This window comes from Nocardiopsis coralliicola (assembly GCF_054779695.1).
In genome coordinates this window covers 1-18441 of the sequence record NZ_BAAGXT010000046.1, presented here as the reverse complement: position 1 = coordinate 18441, position 18441 = coordinate 1, and the positions used below count along the sequence as shown (strand labels likewise).

Below are 18441 nucleotides of genomic sequence, written 5' to 3'. Positions count from 1 at the left end.
CGCCCGCCGCCGCTGCCGGGTATTCCGCGCTTGCCGGCCGCTGCTGCGGGGAGGCGGAGGCATGCGGGCTGCTCTACCGCACCAGCCCGGCCCGGTAGGCGATGACGACGAGCTGCGCCCGGTCGCGGGCCTGCAGCTTGACCATGGCGCGGCTGACGTGGGTGCGCGCGGTGGCCGGACTGACGAAGAGGCGCTCGCCGATCTCGGCGTTGGAGAGCCCTTCGCCGACCAGGGCGAGCACCTCCCGCTCGCGCTCGGTGAGTTCGCCGAGGTCGGGCCGCGGCCCGCCGGAGGAGGAGGGGCTGGCGGCGGTGAACGCCGCGATGACCCGGCGGGTCACCGACGGCGACAGCAGCGACCCGCCGTCGGCGGCGGTGCGCACCGCGCGCAGCAGCTCCTCCGGCGGGCTGTCCTTGATCAGGAAGCCGGAAGCGCCGGCGCGCAGCGCGTCGAAGACATACTCGTCGAGCTCGAAGGTGGTGAGCACGACGACGCGGGTGGCGGCCAGCGCGGGGTCGGCGGCGATCTCGCGGAGCGCCTCGATGCCGTTGAGCACCGGCATGCGGACGTCCATCAGCAGCACGTCGGGGTGCTCGCGCCGCACCAGGTCGACGGCTTCGCGGCCGTCGGCGGCCTCGCCGGCCGGCGCGAGGTCGTCCTCTTCTTCAAGGAGCACCCGCAGGCCCATCCGGACGAGCGCCTGGTCGTCGGCGATACCGACGCGCACGGTGCGCGGCGCGCCGTGCGCCGGGCCCTCCGCGGTCACCGGCGCCCCTCCGGAGCCCTCAGCGGGAGCAGGGCGCGGACGGCGAAGCCGCCCTGCGGCCGCGGACCGGCGTGCAGGTTGCCGCCGGCGGCGCGGGCGCGCTCCCGCATCCCCGCGATCCCGCTCCCCTCGGCGGGATGCGCGCCGGGTTCCGGCACGCCGTCGTTCTCGATGTCCACCGCGACCTCCGTCGGTCCGTAGGCGATCCGCACGCGGGCTCCGGCGCCACCGCCATGCCGGACCACGTTGGTGAGCGCCTCCTGCACGATGCGGTAGGCGGCGTGGTCGACGGCTGCGGGCGGCACCGCCGGCTCCCCTTCAGTCTGCACCGCGATGCGCGGCCCGGCGGCCTCGATCCGGGCGGCGAGCGCGGCGACCCGGTCCAGGCCGGGCGGCGGGGCCGAGCCCGCGCCCTCAGCCGGTGCGGCCGCGCCGCCGGCTTCAGCTCCGACCGCAGCACCCTCGGTGGCGGTACCGCGCGGGTCGCCGCCGTCGCGGAACACGGCGAGCGTGGCGCGCAGCTCGTCGAGGGCGTCGCCGCTGGTGGAGCGGATCGCCTCCAGCGATTCGCGGACCCGGTCCGGGCGGCGGTCCAGCACGTGCAGTGCGACACCGGCCTGCATGCTGATCACCGAGAGGCTGTGCCCGACCAGGTCGTGCACCTCGCGGGCGATGCGGAGCCGCTCCTCGGAGGCGGAGCGGCGCAGCTCCAGCTCCCGCTCGCGGCGCGCCGTCACCCGCCGTCCGCGCACCGTGGCGCCGAGCGCGATGGCCGCGGCGAGCAGCGCTACGTAGGGCAGTGCCGCTGCGTAGGCGGCCGGGTCGAACAAGCCGGCGTAGGGGCGGTCGATGTTGGCGGCGACGAGCACCGGCAGCACGGCGGCGGTCCACGGCGCCCAGGCGCGGATCGGCAGCGCGGCTCCCAGCGCGTAGCCGGTCAGCAGCAGCGCCGCCAGGATCGGGCCGTGGATCCCCGTGCCGCCGATGAACACCGCGGTGCCGGCGCAGGCCGCGGCGAACGCGGTGCGCGGGTAGACGCGGCGGACCGCCACCGCCAGCGCCAGCACCGCGATCGCGGCCCACGTCGGCGCACCGACATCGGCCGGCCCGAAGTCGGGCGGGCCGGGCGGGCCGGGCGGGCCGAACCGGTCCGGCTTGCCGGCGCCGGCGAAGCGTGCGGCGAACGAGGCCCCGGCGGCGATCACCAGCGCGAGCGGGACGTCGACGAGGAGCCGGCGGGCCGCGGCGGGTGTCCAGGCGGCACCGGACGCGGCGCGGAGCCGGTCGAGAGCAGTGGTCACCTTCGCGACGGTAGTCCGCGGGGGCGCCCAGCGCATCGGCTCGGGCGCGTAGCGCGCGTCGGCCGAAACGCGTACCCGGACAGACGCGCTCCGGGCGACGCGCGCGACGGCGGCCGGAGCGGAGTGTGGCGGTATGCGGTTCTCCAGCGCAGCGGCGCTGCCGGCCGCAGTCCACCGCCGCCGACCGGAGGAGCCATGTCCTCTGCACTCGCCGCCGCCGTGACCGCGGCACCCGCCTGGGCGGGCCACGGCCCGCCGCCGTTCGCACCCCTGATCGGAGTCGCCATGCTCTGCCTGATCCTGCTCATCGCGCTGCTCGCGTTCCTGGTCCTGCGCTCCCGCGGCCACCGTCCGCCGTGGGCCCGGGGCCCGGCCGCCGACAGCCCCGACGACACGGCCCGCCGGGTGCTCGCCGAGCGCTTCGCCAACGGGGACCTGACCGTCGAGGAGTTCCTGGAGCGCGCGAGCGCGCTCAACTGGGTTCCGGGCCGCGACACCAAGGGCCGGACGTGACCACCGGCCCCGCCTCCCGCTCCGGCTCCGCCCGGGCGCGGGAGGCCGCCCGGGCTCCCGGCCCGGGGCGGCGCGCCGCTGGGCGGCGCCCCCGCTGCGGCAGCGCGTGCCGCCGTTCTGCCGAAGGAGGATTGCGCCATGGACACGACCCCGGCGAGGGCCCGGGCGGCAGGCGCGCCGCCGCGGGCGCTGCCCCGGTTCGGACCGCGGAGCCGCGCCGCCCTGCGCTCGGCGCACGCGGTTGCCGGAGCCGGCTGGGTCGGGGCGCACGCGACCCTGCTGGCGCTGGCCGCGATCGCGCTCGCCGGCCCCGCGGCGGAGCGGGACACCGCGCTCGCCGGAGTCGGACTGTCGGCGGGCGCACTGGTCCTTCCGCTCAGCCTGGCGACCCTGGCCACCGGCCTCGCGCTGTCGCTGGGCACGCACTGGGGGCTGGTCCAGCACTGGTGGGTGGCCGTGAAGCTGGCACTGACGGCCGCCCTGGTGGTCGGCAGCAACCTGAGCATCGGGCCGGCGGTCCGCGCCGCGGGCGCCGACCCGGCCGCGGCCGACGCCGCCACCCGGATCTCGGCCACCGGTGCCCTGGCCGTCTCCTTCACGGTCCTGCTCACGGCGCTGGTGCTGTCCACCGTCAAGCCCTGGGGCCGGACTCCGTGGGCCCGCCGGCCGCGCCGCCTGCCGCGCGCCGCCGCTCGGGGTTGAGCCCGGCCGCGCCCGCGGGGGGCGGCTGTCCGCCCTGCACGCCCTAGCCGTCGGTGCTGGCGGAGAGGTTGCGGACGCTCTGCAGGATCTTGTCGATGCGGCCCTCGGAGAGCGCATCGCCGGTTCCCGCGTCGGCGAAGACGGAGACGGTGCGCAGCTGCCCGTCGCGCTCCTCGTCGACGAAGGCGACGGTGTGCACGACCGCCTTCTCCGGCGCGCACTCGGCCTTGCCCTCCGGCACCGAGATGTCGACGATGGCGCGGTGGCCGGTCAGGTCGTTGGCGGCGAACGCCTCCACCGAGCGCACCTTGTTCGCCGGCGCCGAGCCGTCCTCCTCCGAGTAGCCCAGCTCGGCCCAGCGCTCCGCGACCTTGGGTGCGGACTCCTCGGTGTCGGTGGACTCCAGCACTCCGAAGGAGCCGACGAGGGCGACACTGCCCCAGTCCTCGCACGGCTCGTTCTTGTAGATCGCCGCGCCCTCCAGGACGTAGTCCATGGAGCCGTCCTCGTCCTCGTCGAAGCCGACGGTGGCCTCCCGGCCGGGGACGCGCCAGTCGCTGTAGGGCACCTCGTAGGCGAAGTCGAACTCGGGCACGGTGACCTGGCGCCAGCCGGCGTTGAGCGGCTCGGGGCCGTCGGACGCGGACGCGGACGGGCTCTCCTCCGCGGACGGCGACGCCTCCGGCGAGGCCGACGGCGCTGAGCCGCCCGCCTGCGGTGCGCCACGCAAGGTGTCCGCGACGAGCACGACGGCGATCACGACGGCACCCACCATGACGAGGACGATCGCGGCGATCAGCGTCCGGCTCGCGGCGCTCCCCCGGCGCCGGCCCCCCGGCGGGGGGCCCTGCGGCTGCGGGGGCTGCGGGGGCATTCCGCCTGCGGGCGGCCCGCCGCCCCCCGGGTACCCGCCGCCGTGCTGCGGGCCGTACCCTCCGCCCTGGTAGCTCACTCGTCTGCTCCTCACCGGTGCCGGCGCCCGCGCGGCGCGGGTGTCCGGAATCGTCAGAAGCGAGCCTAGAGGACCGTCGCGGCACACGCGGCTCCCGGGTGGGCCCGCTGCCCGGCCGGTCCCGGCCAGCGCTGCGGCAGGTGGGCCCGGCCGCGGCGCCGGGAGGGCGGGTCAGCCGCCGTGCAGCGCGGTGCGGGCGGTGTCCATCGTCGTCGTGCGGTAGGCGGCGCCGAACAGGCAGACGTGGACCAGGAGCGGGAAGAGCTGGTGCAGGGCGATCCGGCCGCGCCAGCCCGGCGCCAGCGGCGCGGCCTCGTTGTAGGCGTCGCGCACCCGGTCCAGGAAGGGCAGGCCGAACAGCGCCAGCATGGCAAGGTCGCCCTCCCGGTGCCCGCCGTGCGCGGCCGGGTCGATCAGCACGGCCGCGTCGTCGCTCCACATGACGTTGCCGTTCCACAGGTCGCCGTGCACCCGGGCCGGCGGCTCAGGCTCGCCGGCGAGGTCCTCCACTGCGGCCACCACCTTCTCCACGGTGCGCACGTCGCCCGGGGTGAGCGCGCCGCGGTCGGCGGCCCGGCGCAGGAAGGGCTCCAGGCGGCTGCGGGCGTAGAACTCCGCCCAGGAGTCGGCGGGGGTGTTGTCCAGGGGCAGCGGGCCGATGTAGCCGTCCCGGTCCGCGCCGTAGGAGTCGGCCCCGGCCAGGTGCATGGCGGCGAGCCGGCGGCCGAGCGCCTCGGCGGCCTCCGGCGTGGCCGGCCGCTCGTCCAGCCAGGGCAGCACGAGCATGCCGTCGTCCCAGCCTTCGACGGGCGCGGCGGGCGAGGAGAATGCGCGGCCGAGCCAGTCCAGACCGAGCGCTTCGGCGCGGAACAGGCCCGGGTACCCGGCACCGGACTCCTCGGGCAGCGCCTTGACGAACAGCGGCGGGCCGTCGGCAGTGGTGACGCGGTAGGTGCTCCAGGCGTGCGAGGAGCCGAGGGGGGCGGAGTCGACGGCCGCTCGGCCGGTCAGATCGCGGACGCGGGAGGCAATGGTGTCCACGCGGTCTCCTTGTGCACTCGGCCGGATTCTGCAGGGGGGGAGGTGGGGCGGCTCGGCGGCACCAGTGCGGCCGGCCGCGCTGCCGGCCCGGGAGGGCGCGAAGCAGCGCTGCCGGCGCGGTCAGCCGGAGTCGGGGCCGAACCGGTCGGCGCACTCTTCGGCGAGGCCCTTCGCGGCGGCCTCGACCATGGTCAGGACCGCGGTGAAGCCGTCCTCGCCGCCGTAGTAGGGGTCGGGGATCTCCGGGTTGGGCCCGGCGCCCGGCGCGAAGGACCGGAACAGGGCGGTGCGCGCCCGGGCTTCGCCGTCGGGCGCCAGCGCGTGCAGCTCGGCCAGGTTGTCGCCGTCCATGGCGAGCAGCAGGTCGCGCCGGCGGAACAGGGCGGGGTCGAAGCGGCGCGCCTCGTGGTCGGTGGGATAGCCGTGCACCCGCAGCGTCGCGGCGGCGCGGTCGTCCATCCCGGAGCCGATGTGCCAGCCGCCGGTCCCGAAGCTGTCCACCGCCACCCGGCCGGCGAGCCCCGCCCGCTCCAGGTCGGCGGTGAGCACCTTCTCCGCCATCGGCGAGCGGCAGATGTTCCCGAGGCAGACCAGGGCGATGCGGTAGGTCCCCGCGTCGCCGCGGGGTTCGGGCAGGCTCATGGCACCACCGTATTGCAGAACGGCGCCTCGGCGTCCGCGCCCCACGGGGGCACCCGCGATCCCGCAGTCCGGCCTGGAGCGCCCCGGCGCTCGCGCCGCACCCAGCGTGTCCGGTGCAGCCTCCCCGGCCGCCCGGAGCGGGAGCCGCGGGCATCCGCGGCCCGCGGCGGCCGGGGCCCGGTGCCGCTCTGCGTTCCGCCCCCGCTGCGCCGCCCGGCCTGTTCAGCCCTTGGGCAGCCGGACCACGGTGACGAAGAAGTCGTCGATCTGGCGGACAACCTGGATGAACTGCTCGAAGTCGACCGGCTTGGCCACGTAGGCGTTGGCGTGCAGCCGGTACGAGCGCAGGATGTCCTCTTCGGCCTCGGACGTGGTGAGGACCACGATCGGGATGTGCGAGAGCTCCGGGTCGCCCTTCACCTCCTCGAGGACCTCGCGGCCGTCCTTGCGGGGCAGGTTGAGGTCGAGCAGGATCAGGTGCGGCTGGGGCGCGTCGGCGAACTCCTCCTCGCGGCGGAGGAAGCGCAGCGCTTCGACCCCGTCGGAGACGACGTGCAGCCGGTTGCCGACCTTGTGCTCCTCGAACGCCTCCTTGGTCATGAGGACGTCGCCGGGGTCGTCTTCGACCAGCAGGACCTCTATGGGCTGCACCAAGCTGACCTCGCTCATCGTCTGCCAGACCTTCTGGAGTCGTCGGGGGCACCGCCGTCGCTGCCGGACGGCCCGGTGCCGTGCTCTGCGCCGGCCTCTCCCCCGGGTTCCGGGGCGCTGCCGGGCGGCGGGGGCGCCGCGCCGGGGGTGTCCGCTGCCGCGCCGGGGGCGTCCGCGGTGCCTGCGGTGTCCCCCGTGTCCGTTTCCGGGGGCGCGGGTGCGGCGTCCACCGGAGGAACCGTACCGTCCCCGGCGCCGGAGTCGGCAATCGGCGCGTCCTCGGGCCCGGATCCAGCCGCGGCGGCACCGGCCGGAGCGGCCCCGGCGGCCGGTTCCGCCGGCACCGCCGGATCGGGCTCAGCAGCCGCGGGCCCGTCCCCGGCCGCCGGCTCTTCCGCGTCCTTCGCCTGCACCTGGGCCGGGCCGGGCTCCGCAGCGGCCGGCAGCGACCAGCAGATCCGGGTCCCCGGCTCGTCCGCGGTGTCCAGCCAGATGCGGCCGCCGTGGAACTCGATGATCTTCTTGCACATGGCGAGCCCGATACCGGTGCCGCCGTACTTGTCGCGGGTGTGCAGCCGCTGGAAGATGACGAAGATCCGCTCGGCGTACTGGGCGTCGATCCCGATGCCGTTGTCCGCGCAGCAGAAGACCCACTCGGCGCCCTCGCGCCGGGCGCTGATGTGCACCTGCGGCGCCTCTTCGCCGCGGAACTTCACCGCGTTGCCGACGAGGTTGAAGAAGACCTGGGTGAGCAGCGTGCGGTCGCCCTCGACGGTGGGCAGATCCTCGCCGGTGATCACCGCGCCGGCCTCGTCCAGCCGGGTCTCCAGGCTGCTCAGCGCATCGGAGAGGGCGACGTCGAGGTCGACCGGGGCGAAGTTCTTGGTGCGGCCGACGCGGGAGAACGCGAGCAGGTCGTTGATCAGCGTCTGCATCCGCTTGGCGCCCTCGACCGCGAAGTCGATGTAGGAGTCGGCCCGCTCGTCCAACTGGCCGGCGTAGCGGCGCTGCAGCAGCTGGCAGAAGCTGGCGACCTTGCGCAGCGGCTCCTGCAGGTCGTGCGATGCCACGTAGGCGAACTGCTCCAGCTCCAGATTGGACCGGCGCAGCTCGTCGGCCTGCGACTCCAGCAGGTCGGACTGCTCCTGGAGCTTCCTGCGGGCCGCGCCGACCTCCTGGAGGTCGCTGACGATGCGCTCGCGCATCGCGTCCACGTCGCGGCCGACCCGGGTGATCTCCGGTGGGCCGGTGAGCTCGATCCGGTGCGCGTAGTAGCCCTCGGAGACCTGCTGGAGGTGGGTGCCGAGCTCGTCCAGCGGCCGCAGCACCCAGTGCTGCAGCATGATCCACAGGAAGACCGACACCATCAGCACGGTGAAGCCGACGAGCACCAGCAGCGCCACCACCTGCTGACTGGCGGTGGTCAGGCCTTCGCGGGCGGAGGCGATCTCGGCGTGGATCTCGTCCTCGGCCTGCGCGGTGGCGGTGTTGAGTTCGTCGAACAGGTCGCGGCCGAGCTCGTAGTCCTCGGCCCGGACGGGTTCGCCGGCGCGCACCTTGGCCCGGGTGGGCTCGGCGTAGTCCTCGGCCCACGCCTCCCCGGCGTCCAGCACCCGCTGCAGCGACGGCGCGATCTCGGTGTCCCGGTCGATGGCCGCGCGCAGCACGGCGCGGTTCTCCCGGACGGCGTTGTTGCCCTGCTGGTAGGGGGTGAGGAACTCGAGGTCCTCGGTGAGCGCGTAGCCGCGGATCCCGTTGTCCATGTTGAGGTAGGCCGAGCGGGTCTGCTCGACCGCGGACAGTGCGGGCGCCAGCTCCTCGACCTGGCTCTCCAGGGCGTCGCGGACGCGGAACGCCGAGACGGTGATCACCGAGACGGCGCCGACCAGCAGTGCGGCGACGACAACCAGCAGTACGGTGACCCTGCGGCGCAGGGACCAGGGTCTCACCGGGCGCTCCCATGGGTGACCAGCAGCATGGCCACGTCGTCCTGCAGGGGCCCGCCGTTGGACTGCTCGGCATCGTCGACGACCCGCTCGGGGAGGTCGACGATGGAGGTGCCGGCGGAGAGCACGTCGCCGAGGATGCGGCGCAGGCCGGTGACCTCCAGGCGGTTCGGCGGCGCGCCGTCATAGGCCTCGACGAGGCCGTCGGTGTAGAGCATGAGGGTCGAGCCGCGCGGGAACGCGAACTCCTCCACCAGGGTCTCGGAGTCGGGGAAGACGCCGAGCGGCGGGTGCGGCGTGGCCGAGACCTCGGCCACGTCGCCGCCGGTGATCAGGAGCGGCGGCGGGTGCCCGAACAGCCGCAGCCGGGCCCGGTCGCCGCCGGTGTCCAGGCTGACCTGGCACAGCGTCGCGTACATCTCCTCCTGGGCGCGTTCGCTGATCAGGATCGCCTCGAGCGCGGGCAGCAGGCCGGCCTCGTCGACGCCGCCCATCACGAGCGCGCGCCAGGCGATCCGCAGCTGGACGCCGAGGGCGGCCTCGTCCGGACCGTGCCCGCTGACGTCGCCGACGAGCACGTGGGTGGTGCCGTCCTTCTCCACCGCGTCGTAGAAGTCGCCGCCGACCAGGGCGCGCTTGCGGCCGGGCCGGTAGAAGGTGCGGTGGGTGAGCGGCGACTGGGCGAGCAGCACCTGCGGCAGCAGGCCGCGCTCCAGCCGCATGTTCTCCCGCGCGTACAGCTCGGCGTCGCGGAGCTGGCGGGCGTTCTCGTCGGCGCGCTGGCGCTCCACCGAGTAGCGCAGGCTGCGCGCGAGCAGGCTGCCGTCGACCTGGCCCTTGACCAGGTAGTCCTGGGCGCCCGCGGCGACCGCCGCCACCCCTTCGTGCTCGTCGTCCAGGCCGGTGAGGACCACCACGGCGGCGGATCCGGCCAGATCGAGCACGCTGCGCAGCAGGTCCATGCCGCCGGCGTCGGGGAGGTTGAGGTCGAGCAGGACGCAGCCGCGGAAGCTGCGCAGCGAGTCGCGCGCTTCACCGAGGGTGCGGACCCAGGTGATGCGGCTGTCCAGGGCGCTGTCGGCGAGGAGCTCCTCCACGAGGAAGGCGTCTTCGGCGTCGTCCTCGATCAGGAGCACATCGACGGCGGACATCGCCGACGGAGCCGGCTGCACCGCGGATGCGGCGCGGTCGGCCCGTCCGGCACCGGCCGGCCCCGCTGAGTCGGATCGCGTCACGCTCACAGCCCCATGTCTTCGTCCGCCGACACTGCACCCCCGCCGCGGCTGCGGCGGAATGTGCACCGTCGGGCCTGCACCGCGCCCGGGCACGGCGACCCACGATATTGCCCCGCCGGAATCACCGCCACCCTGCGCAGATGCGGTGCGCCCGCCGGCTTTCGGCGGGATTCTCACCGGTCACAACGCGCACGGGCGCCCGCAGCGTTCCCCGGGGCGGCCGTTGCGCACTGCCCTTCGCCGCCCCGGTCGGAGCGGACGCGGAGCGTGTCCGCCGCCCGGCGGCGGCTCCGCAGATCTCCCAAAGGATACCGGGGACGGCACGCACACCGCGGCGGCGCGGCCCGCCGCGGCCGCGTCCGGCCGCCGGACCGCCGCGCGACCGGCGGCGGCGCAGCGGAATCGGATTCGGAATCGGTGCCGGACGCGGCACTGCAGGCGGCCCGGCCGCTCGCCCCCGGCGGGGCGCGCGTGATCTTTCTGACGCAACGTCATCTCCCCCTTGACACCGGCCGGACCGTTGGCGACACAATGTCGTGAAAGCGGCTTCCGGGCAACGGGGGCCGAACCGGACCGACCAGGAGGCCCCCCGGTGCACGGCGACCCGCACGGCCGCGGCGCGAGCGGCGCAGCCGCCGCCCAAGCGTCCTCCGGCTCCACTCCCGCCCCCTTCTCCGCACGCCTGAAGGACACCACCTGGGCGGCCCACCAGGAGACCGAGGAGCACGGCTTCACCCAGGCCCTGCTGGACGGCGGGCTCGACCGCGCCGCCTACGCCGACATGGTCGCCCAGCACTACTTCGCCTACGTCCCGCTGGAGGAGGCCGGCCGCGCCCTGGCCGGGGACCCGGTGGCCGGCCCGTTCGTCCTCCCCGAGCTGGAGCGGGTGCCGGCGCTCCGCGCCGACCTGGCCTACCTGCTGGGGCCGGAGTGGGCCGACCGGATCGCGCCCAGCACGCCCACCGAGGAGTACGCCGCCCGGCTGCGCGCGAGCGCCGCCGACCCCGCGGCGTTCGTCGCGCACCACTACACCCGCTACATGGGGGACGTGTCCGGAGGCCAGTTCATCCGCCGCACCGCAGCCCGCACCTACGCCTTCCCGGGTACCGACGGCACCGCCTTCTACGACTTCTCCGCGCTCGGCAGCCTCCCCGCGTTCAAGAACCGGTACCGGGAGCGCCTCGACGCCGTCCCGGCCGCCCACCACGACCGCATCCTCACCGAGACGGCCGCCGCCTACCGCCTCAACACCGACGTCCTCGCCGACCTCGGCCGCCGCCACACCGCCACCCGCGCGGCCTGACCCGCCCGCTCCCGGGACCGGCGCGCAGGGCAGCGGCTTCCCGGCGCCGGTCCGCGCCGATCCCGGCCGCGCATCCGGCCCCACCGGGCACGCCGCAGGTGCCGCGGGCCGGTGCCGGGCCGGTCCGCGCTGCGCACCGCGGCGGGCGCCGCCGTGCGACCATGAGGACATGCCCAAGATCTCCGCCCCCACCATCGCCGCGCACCGGGCGCAGACGCGTGAGCGCATCCTCGGCGCCATCGCCGAGCTCTCCCGCACCCAGGGCATCGACGAGATCTCCATGACCGACGTGGCGCACGCCGCAGGCATCACCCGCACCGCGCTCTACAACTACTTCCCGGACAAGGCCGCGCTCCTCGTCGCCTTCGCCGAGCAGGGCACCGACGACTTCCTGGAGCGGTACCGCACCGAGGTGCTGGCGGAGTCCGGCGCCGCGCAGCGGCTGGACTCCTTCATCCGGTTCCAGCTGGAGGCGATGGCCGACCACCCGCACCCGGCCGCCGCCGAACTCGGCGCGTCGCTCGGGCCGGACGCCTACCGCCGCCTCTCCGACCACGTCGAACCGCTTCAGCGCCTACTGGTGGAGATCCTGCGCGGCGGTGTCGAGGCCGGCGAGTTCGACGACGTCCCGCCCGAGGCCACCGCCCGCCTCGTCCTGGCCATGGCGGGGGCCCAGCGCGTCCCCCTCCTCCAGGGCGAGACCACCCTCGCCGAGGCCCACACCCTGCTCGCCGCCTTCACCCTCAAGGCCCTCGGCACCCGCACTCCGCCCGCCGCCGGCCCGCAGGGCGCCTGACCGCCGCCGCACCGCGGCGTTCCGGGCCGTCGGCCGGCGCTGCGGCCCGCACCCGGGAGAACCCCGGCGCAGCCCCCTTCGAATCAGTGCCCGACCTGGTCGATACCGAGGCCATCCAGCAGGGGATCCGCACCAGTGGTTCCGTTTTGGGCGCGGAACGCCCGGGAGCGAATGTCGGTCCGAAACACCGAAGCGAGGCGGGGCGATGGGGCAGAATCAGTCTGTCCGCAGGTCACCGCACTGACTCGACGGGGATGCACGTGTGCTCTCTGCTGCTGCTCCTCGCCGGAATCGGCACCGTTGCCGTGGCCGTGACCAACCGCATAGTGCGGCTGCGGCCGCCGGCGGTGGCCTCCGCCGGACTGACCGAGAGCGGGCGGGCGGCGCTCACCACTTTCGGCGGCAGCGTGCTGATCGCCGCAATCTTCCTGGCGCTGGCCGGAGTGTGAGCGCGGGTCAGCGCAGCGCCCGGAGCAGGCTGCCGGCGGCTCCGGCCGCAGCGAGCGTACCGGCCAGCACCGCCGCCGACGCCGCGGTGTCCCTTCGGGTGCGCCGGGCGGCGGCCGCAGCGGCCGCGTCCGCCCGGTCCTGGGCGGTGAACGCGCCGCCGCACAGCTCCGGCGGCAGCGGGTCCGCCCGCCAGGCGTCCGGCCACGCACCGGGACGGGCGCCCAGGGCGCCGCGCGGCCGGGTGCGCGGCTTGATCCGGGCAGCCCGCGGCAGGCCCTCGGCGGACCACCGCTGCGGTTCCGGGCCCGAATAGTAGAGCGGTCCGGGAGCGGCGGCGAGCAGCTCAGCGAGGATTCGGGCGCAGGCGCGCGCGTCGCCCAGTGCGGTGTGCTGCGCGGTCGGCCACTCGCCGCTGAGTGCCTTGCTGGCGTGCGGCAGGGAGTAGCGCTCCAGGTCGAGCTGGGAGCGCAGGGCGCGCAGCGTGCACAGCCCCGGCAGCCGGCCGGGCAGCCCGGGGGCGAGCTCGGCCGTGAGGAACGCCGCTTCGAAGTCGAGGTTGTGGCCGACGACGACGGCACCGGACAGCAGCCGGGCCAAGTCGGCCGCCACGTCGCGGGCGGCCGGAGCGCCGACGGTGTCGCCGGCCGCGATGCCGTGGAAGACCTCTCCGGCGACCGGCCCGCGCGGGTCGATGAGAGTGGAGAACTCCTCGCTGACGGTGCCGTCGCCGCGCATCCGCACCACGGCGGCCTCGACGATGCGGGCCCCGGCAGCGGGGTCGAGACCGGTGGTCTCCAGGTCCACCACCGCGTAGTCGAGGGAGCGCGCCGGCCGCCCGGTGCCGCGGATGCGGGTCAGCGCCCCCTGCACGACCGCCTGCGCCGCCGGCCGCGCGGCCCGGCCTCGCTGAAGCACGAAAGGTCCTCTCCCTCGGGGCGGCCCAGCCCGCCCCGGAGTCCGGCCCGGGGCAGGGGCCGCGGCCCCGACCCTATTAGGACCGCCCCGGTGGCTGCGCCGCCGCGGGGCCCGGAGGTCCGCACACGCTGCTGGGCGGCGTCCGTGCACCGCGGAGCGGCGGTCGGCCGGCACCGCTGCCGGGCCCCGCACTGCCCCCGGGCCGAAATCCGGCGGCCGGGACCGCTCCCCCAGCCGCTCGGACCACCGCAGGCGGGCCCCGGTGGACGCGCCGCCTCCCGGGCCGCCGCCCGCTGCCGGACCGATGGCCTCGGCCGCGCCCGCCCAGCGGATCCGGAGGACCGCAGCGCTTTCAGCCGGCACTGCCGCAGCGGGTCCCGGCAGGCGCCCCCCTCCGCGCCTGCCCCCGGGGCGCGGCGCACTCCGGAAGGGTGCTCTTCGGCCGCCCGCCTTCCCCGGCGTCCCGCCGCCGCGGCCGGGCGCCTGCGCCCGGACCGGACGGGCCGGGCAGCCGCCGGGAAGCGCGCGGGCCCGCGATACGTTGTGCCGTCTGCCGGGTCCCCGCCCGGCCCCGCTGCGACCTGCGCGCCGGCGGGTTCCGCCAACCGCCTGGAGGCCGCGTGTCCCGCACCGCTCCCGCCCTCGACTCCTACGTGCCGCTCGCCGAAACCACCCGGTCCGGCCTGCGGGAGAGCGTGCACTACGGCGCCGCAGCGGGGATCGGCGCGGACGGGCGGCTGGCGGTGGCCCGCGGCCCGGTCGGCGACGCGGTGTTCCCGCGCTCGGCCGCCAAACCCTTCCAGGCGCTGGCCTGCCTGCGGGCCGGCGCCGAGCTGGACGGCCCCGCGCTCGCGATGGCGGCCGGCAGCCACAGCGGCGAGCCCCGGCACGCCGCGCTGGCCGAACAGGTCCTCGCCGGTGTCGGCCTCACGCCCGACGCGCTGGGCTGCCCGCCCGACTGGCCGCTGCACCGCCCCCAGCGGGATGCGCTGCTGCGCGCCGGCGGCGAGCGGTCCCGCACCCTGATGAACTGCTCGGGCAAGCACGCCGCCATGCTCGCCGCCTGCGTCGCCGCGGGCTGGAGCACCGCTGACTACCTCGATCCCGCACATCCGGTCCAGGTGCTGGTCCGCGAGGCGATCGAGGAGATGTGCGGCGAGCCGGTGGCGCACACCGCCGTCGACGGCTGCGGCGCACCCCAGCTGGCGGTCTCCACCGCGGGGCTGGCGCGCGGCTTCCGCACCCTCGCCGCAGCGCCCGAGGGCAGCCCTGCGGCGCGCGTCGCCGCCGCGATGCGCGCCCACCCGGAGTACGTGGCCGGCGAGGGCCGCGACGACACGGCCGTGATGCGGGCGCTGCCCGGCGCGATCTCCAAGATCGGCGCGGAGGGCGTCGTCGCGATCGCGTTGCCGTCCGGTGCGGCCGCCGCGGTGAAGATCGCCGACGGCGACCTCGCCAGCCGCGCCCGCACCGCCGTCGGCCTGGACACCCTGGCCCGGCTCGGCGCCGACGTCGCGCCAGTGGCCGAGCTGCGCACCGGCACCGTCTACGGCGGCGGCCGGAAGGTCGGTGAGATCCGGCCGGTGTGACCCGCCGGCCGTCCGGCACCCATCCATCCACTCCTCATCCCCGCGCCCGCGGCGGGCGCGATCGAAAAGGCGGTTGAGAACCATGCGCGACGTCGTCATCGCCGGCGCCGGAATGGCCGGCCTGCACGCGGCCGAGAGCTTGCGCGCGGCGGGCTTCACCGGGCGGATCACGCTGCTCGGCGACGAGCAGCACCGTCCCTACTCGCGGCCGCCGCTCTCCAAGGAGCTGCTCACCGGCGCGGGCGCCGAGGTCGGCGCGGACACCCCGGCCGCCGCGCAGCTGCGCACCGACGAGGAGTTCGCGGCGCTCGACCTCGACCTGCGGCCCGGCGCCCGCGCCGCGCGGCTACTCCCCGGCGAGCAGGCCGTGGAGCTCGCCGACGGCAGCCGGGTGCGCGGCGACGCGGTGATCGTGGCGACCGGCGCCGCCGCCCGGCGGCCGGACACCGATCTGGACGGCGTGCACGTCCTGCGCACCCTGGAGGACGCCGCCGCGGTCCGGGCGGGGTTCGACGCGGCGGCCGCGGCGGGCGGCCGGATCGCCGTGGTCGGCGCCGGCTTCATCGGCGCCGAGGTCGCCGCGAGCGCCCGCGCCCGCGGGCTCGACACGGTACTGGTCGAGGCGGCCGAGACGCCGCTGCTGCGCTCGGTCGACCCGCGGGTCGGCAGCGTCCTCACCGACCTGCACCGGGACAACGGGGTGGAGGTGCGGCTCGGCGCGCCGGTCGCCGCCTTCGAGGGCGCCGGGCGGCTCAAGCGGCTCCGGCTGGCCGACGGCACCGCGATCGACGCCGACCTCGCGGTGTGCGGTCTGGGCGTGGAACTGAACACGGGCTGGCTCGCCGGATCGGGGGTGCGGCTCACCGCTGACGGCGGCGTGGCCACCGATGCCTACGGGCGCACCTCCGTGCCGGGTGTGTACGCCGCCGGCGACCTGGCGGAGTTCCCGCATCCGCACCCGCACTACGGCGGCCGGCTGCGGCTGGAGCACTGGACCAACGCGGGCGAGCAGGCCGAGGCGGCCGCGCGCAACCTGCTGGCCGGCGAGGGCGGCGAGCCCTACGCGCCGGTCCCCTACTTCTGGTCCGACCAGTACGGCCGGAAGATCCAGCTGCTCGGCCGCGCGGCGCCCGCCGACACGGTGGAATTCGTGCACGGCGCGCCCGAAGACCGCAAGTTCGTGGCGTTCCTGGGCAGGGACGGCATGCTGACCGGCGTCCTGGGCCTGAAGTCCACACCGAAGGTGATGCGCTACCGGCGGCTGCTGGCCGAACCCACCACCTGGGACGAAGCCCTGGCGGCGGCACGGGGCTGACGGAGCCGGCGCAGGCAGCGCCGCCGCTGCAGCAGGCCTCGGCAGCGGTGCTGCGGCGCACGGCGGCGTCCAGGACGGCGCGGTCCGAGCCGGTTCCCGCCCCCCGGTGGACGGCGGAGCCGGGCCCCGCCGCACCGGCGGTGGCGGCCCGGGCGGCCGGACATCCCCTCGGAAGGGGACGCCGGCCTGCGGCTCAGCCTTCGACCGTGAGGGCCTGCTTGGGGCACATGCGGACCGCTTCCTCCACCTTGGGGCGCAGCGACTCGTCCGGCTCCTCCTGGAGGATGTACAGGAAGTCGTCGTCGCGGACCTCGAACACCTCGGGCAGGACGCCCATGCAGACCGCGTTGCTCTCACACAGGTCGAAGTCGGCACTCACACGCATGGGGGGCTCTCCTTACGTCGCGGAAGTGCCCGCAGTCTAGGACGCCGGGCCCGGTGCCCGCCGGGCGGCGCAGCAATCCCGCGCCGCAGCGCCCGGCGGAGACGCGCCGCCACGCGGTCGGGACGGCGCGGAGCGCGGCGGATAGGGTGACTCCGATCACCCTCGGACGCGGAGGTCTCCATGCCGGACAGCCCCACCGCCGCCTTCCGGGCGGCCCGCGACGCACTCCTCGCCCACCGCGACCCGGAGCAGGCCCGAGCAGCCTTCGCCTGGCCGCGCCCGGAGCGGTTCAACTGGGTCGAGGACCACTTCGATCCGGCGGCCGGCGAGCATCCGGACCGCACCGCCCTGCGCATCGTCGCGACCGGCGACGGCGGACCGGAGACCGACACCTCCACCGCGCTCACCTACGCCGAGCTGGCCGCCCGCAGCAGGCAGGTCGCGAACTGGCTGCACGCCCAGGGCGTGCGCCCCGGCGACCGGATCCTGCTGATGCTCGGCAACCAGGTCGAGCTGTGGGAGACCGTGCTCGCCGCCATCCGGCTGGGCGCCGTCGTCATCCCGGCGACGACGCTGCTGACGGCGGCCGACATCGCCGACCGCATCCGCCGCGGCGGCGTCGCGCACGTCGTCGCCAACGCCGCCGACGCGCCGCGGTTCGAGGGGATCGAGGGGCACTGGACGCGGATCAGCGTCGGCTGGATGGAGGGGTGGGCGCACTACGAGGACTCCCAGCACGCCGGCCTCGACTTCGCGCCGGAGCACCGCACCCGCGCCGCCGACCCGCTGCTGCTCTACTTCACCTCCGGAACCACGGCCGAGCCGAAGCTGGTCGAGCACACCCACCTGTCCTATCCGGCGGGCCACCTGAGCACGATGTACTGGATCGGCGTGCGGCCGGGCGACGTGCACCTGAACATCTCCTCGCCGGGATGGGCCAAGCACGCCTGGTCGTCGCTGTTCGCGCCGCTGAACGCGCAGGCCACCGTGCTCGTGGTGGACCAGCCGCGGTTCGACGCGGCCGCACTCCTCGACCGCGTCGCGGCTGCCGGGGTGGACACGTTCTGCGCCCCGCCGACGGTGTGGCGGATGCTGGTCCAGGCCGGGCTGGGCCGCTGGCAGACGAGCATCCGCGAGGCGGTCTCGGCCGGCGAGCCGCTCAACCCCGAGGTGATCGAGCAGGTCCGCACGGCGTGGGGCCTCACCGTCCGGGACGGCTTCGGCCAGACCGAGACGACGCTGCTGGCCGGCAACGTGCCCGGTGGCACCGTCACGCCGGGCGAGCTGGGCGGGGCGATGCCCGGCTACGACATCGTGCTGGAGGACCCGGCGACCGGGGAGCCGGCCGGCACCGGCGAGATCTGCGTCGACCTGGCGAACGCCCCGGTGGGCGTGATGCGGGGCTACCGGGACGACGCGGAGCGCACCGAGGCGGTGATGCGCGGCGGGCGCTACCACACCGGCGACGTCGCCACCTACGGCGCAGACGGCGGCCTCGTCTACATCGGGCGCAGCGACGACGTGTTCAAGGCCGCCGACTACCGGATCTCGCCGTTCGAGCTGGAGAGCGTGCTCATCGAGCACGCGGCGGTGGCCGAGGCCGCCGTCGTCCCCGCGCCGGACCCGATCCGGCACGCCGTACCCAAGGCGTACGTGGTGCTCGCCGCCGACACCGAGCCCGACGCGGCGACGGCCCGGTCGATCCTCGCCTTCTGCCGGGAGCGGCTGGCGCCGTTCAAGCGGATCCGCCGGCTGGAGTTCGCCGCGCTGCCGAAGACGATCAGCGGCAAGATCCGCCGGGTGGAGCTGCGCACCGCCGAAGAGAGCCGCGGCGGCGAGCGCGGCGCGGCCGAGTTCCGCGAGGAGGACTTCCCGGACCTGCGCTCCTGACCGCGCCGGCCGCGCCCGGAGTCCCGGCGCCCCGGGGGCTCCGGGCGCG

18 protein-coding genes are annotated in these 18441 nt (G+C 76.0%); 8 read left to right on the top strand and 10 right to left on the bottom strand.

The genetic code is table 11. The features are described 5' to 3' along the window. Positions 1-73: 73 nt before the first annotated feature. Together ACYVGT_RS23525 and ACYVGT_RS23520 are read right to left on the bottom strand one after the other, a co-directional pair. Positions 74-766 (bottom strand): response regulator transcription factor, encoded by a 693-nt coding sequence (locus ACYVGT_RS23525; protein WP_460862367.1) that lies wholly within the window; start codon positions 764-766, stop codon positions 74-76. Beyond that, positions 763-2067: a sensor histidine kinase gene (locus ACYVGT_RS23520; RefSeq protein WP_460862365.1), complete on the bottom strand. Its 1305-nt coding sequence runs from the start codon at positions 2065-2067 to the stop codon at positions 763-765. The genes ACYVGT_RS23525 and ACYVGT_RS23520 overlap by 4 nt, the downstream gene beginning before the upstream one ends. 195 nt (positions 2068-2262) lie before the next feature. On the opposite strand from ACYVGT_RS23520, the gene ACYVGT_RS23515 reads away from it, so the two are divergent. Together ACYVGT_RS23515 and ACYVGT_RS23510 are read left to right on the top strand one after the other, a co-directional pair. After that, a complete protein-coding gene (locus ACYVGT_RS23515; RefSeq protein WP_460862363.1) occupies positions 2263-2580 on the top strand; it encodes an SHOCT domain-containing protein in 318 nt (105 codons plus the stop codon). 138 nt (positions 2581-2718) lie between these two features. Next, positions 2719-3282: a hypothetical protein gene (locus ACYVGT_RS23510; protein WP_460862362.1), complete on the top strand. Its 564-nt coding sequence runs from the start codon at positions 2719-2721 to the stop codon at positions 3280-3282. Positions 3283-3325: 43 nt separating this feature from the next. Here ACYVGT_RS23510 and ACYVGT_RS23505 read toward each other — a convergent pair whose 3' ends face one another. The 6 genes from ACYVGT_RS23505 to ACYVGT_RS23480 form a co-directional block, all read right to left on the bottom strand. Further along, positions 3326-4057 carry a hypothetical protein gene (locus ACYVGT_RS23505; RefSeq protein ID WP_460862360.1) on the bottom strand — a complete coding sequence of 244 codons (732 nt, stop codon included), beginning with the start codon at positions 4055-4057 and terminating at the stop codon, positions 3326-3328. Between the two features lie 348 nt (positions 4058-4405). After that, entirely contained in the window at positions 4406-5275 is an 870-nt protein-coding gene (locus ACYVGT_RS23500) for a fructosamine kinase family protein (protein WP_460862357.1), read from the bottom strand. A gap of 120 nt (positions 5276-5395) precedes the next feature. Further along, positions 5396-5917, bottom strand: a complete 522-nt coding sequence (locus ACYVGT_RS23495) for a low molecular weight protein-tyrosine-phosphatase (protein WP_460862353.1) — start codon at positions 5915-5917, stop codon at positions 5396-5398. A gap of 222 nt (positions 5918-6139) precedes the next feature. After that, a complete protein-coding gene (locus ACYVGT_RS23490) occupies positions 6140-6586 on the bottom strand; it encodes a response regulator (protein ID WP_460862349.1) in 447 nt (148 codons plus the stop codon). After that, positions 6583-8517 (bottom strand): sensor histidine kinase, encoded by a 1935-nt coding sequence (locus ACYVGT_RS23485; RefSeq protein ID WP_460862347.1) that lies wholly within the window; start codon positions 8515-8517, stop codon positions 6583-6585. Before ACYVGT_RS23485 ends, ACYVGT_RS23490 begins: the two co-directional genes overlap by 4 nt. Further along, positions 8514-9755: a PP2C family protein-serine/threonine phosphatase gene (locus ACYVGT_RS23480; protein ID WP_460862344.1), complete on the bottom strand. Its 1242-nt coding sequence runs from the start codon at positions 9753-9755 to the stop codon at positions 8514-8516. The genes ACYVGT_RS23485 and ACYVGT_RS23480 overlap by 4 nt, the downstream gene beginning before the upstream one ends. 586 nt (positions 9756-10341) lie before the next feature. Here ACYVGT_RS23480 and ACYVGT_RS23475 point away from each other — a divergent pair. The 3 genes from ACYVGT_RS23475 (at position 10342) to ACYVGT_RS23465 (ending at position 12297) form a co-directional block, all read left to right on the top strand. Then, positions 10342-11052 (top strand): biliverdin-producing heme oxygenase, encoded by a 711-nt coding sequence (locus ACYVGT_RS23475; RefSeq protein ID WP_460862340.1) that lies wholly within the window; start codon positions 10342-10344, stop codon positions 11050-11052. Positions 11053-11221: 169 nt separating this feature from the next. Next, positions 11222-11848, top strand: coding sequence for a TetR/AcrR family transcriptional regulator (locus tag ACYVGT_RS23470; protein WP_460862337.1), 627 nt, complete (start codon positions 11222-11224; stop codon positions 11846-11848). Between the two features lie 86 nt (positions 11849-11934). Then, positions 11935-12297, top strand: a complete 363-nt coding sequence (locus ACYVGT_RS23465; RefSeq protein WP_460862334.1) for a hypothetical protein — start codon at positions 11935-11937, stop codon at positions 12295-12297. 7 nt (positions 12298-12304) lie between these two features. Here ACYVGT_RS23465 and ACYVGT_RS23460 read toward each other — a convergent pair whose 3' ends face one another. Next, positions 12305-13213 carry a 3'-5' exonuclease gene (locus ACYVGT_RS23460; RefSeq protein ID WP_460862332.1) on the bottom strand — a complete coding sequence of 303 codons (909 nt, stop codon included), beginning with the start codon at positions 13211-13213 and terminating at the stop codon, positions 12305-12307. Between the two features lie 620 nt (positions 13214-13833). Here ACYVGT_RS23460 and ACYVGT_RS23455 point away from each other — a divergent pair. Both ACYVGT_RS23455 and ACYVGT_RS23450 read left to right on the top strand, forming a co-directional pair. Beyond that, positions 13834-14802 (top strand): asparaginase, encoded by a 969-nt coding sequence (locus ACYVGT_RS23455; RefSeq protein ID WP_460862330.1) that lies wholly within the window; start codon positions 13834-13836, stop codon positions 14800-14802. An 82-nt stretch (positions 14803-14884) separates the two neighbouring features. After that, positions 14885-16117 (top strand): NAD(P)/FAD-dependent oxidoreductase, encoded by a 1233-nt coding sequence (locus ACYVGT_RS23450; protein ID WP_460862406.1) that lies wholly within the window; start codon positions 14885-14887, stop codon positions 16115-16117. 193 nt (positions 16118-16310) lie between these two features. Here the strand turns inward: ACYVGT_RS23450 and ACYVGT_RS23445 are convergent, their stop codons facing one another. After that, positions 16311-16502, bottom strand: a complete 192-nt coding sequence (locus ACYVGT_RS23445) for a ferredoxin (RefSeq protein WP_460862328.1) — start codon at positions 16500-16502, stop codon at positions 16311-16313. A gap of 180 nt (positions 16503-16682) precedes the next feature. Here ACYVGT_RS23445 and ACYVGT_RS23440 point away from each other — a divergent pair, with 180 nt between their 5' ends. Then, positions 16683-18392, top strand: a complete 1710-nt coding sequence (locus ACYVGT_RS23440) for an AMP-binding protein (protein WP_460862326.1) — start codon at positions 16683-16685, stop codon at positions 18390-18392. The last annotated feature ends 49 nt before the right edge of the window (positions 18393-18441 follow it).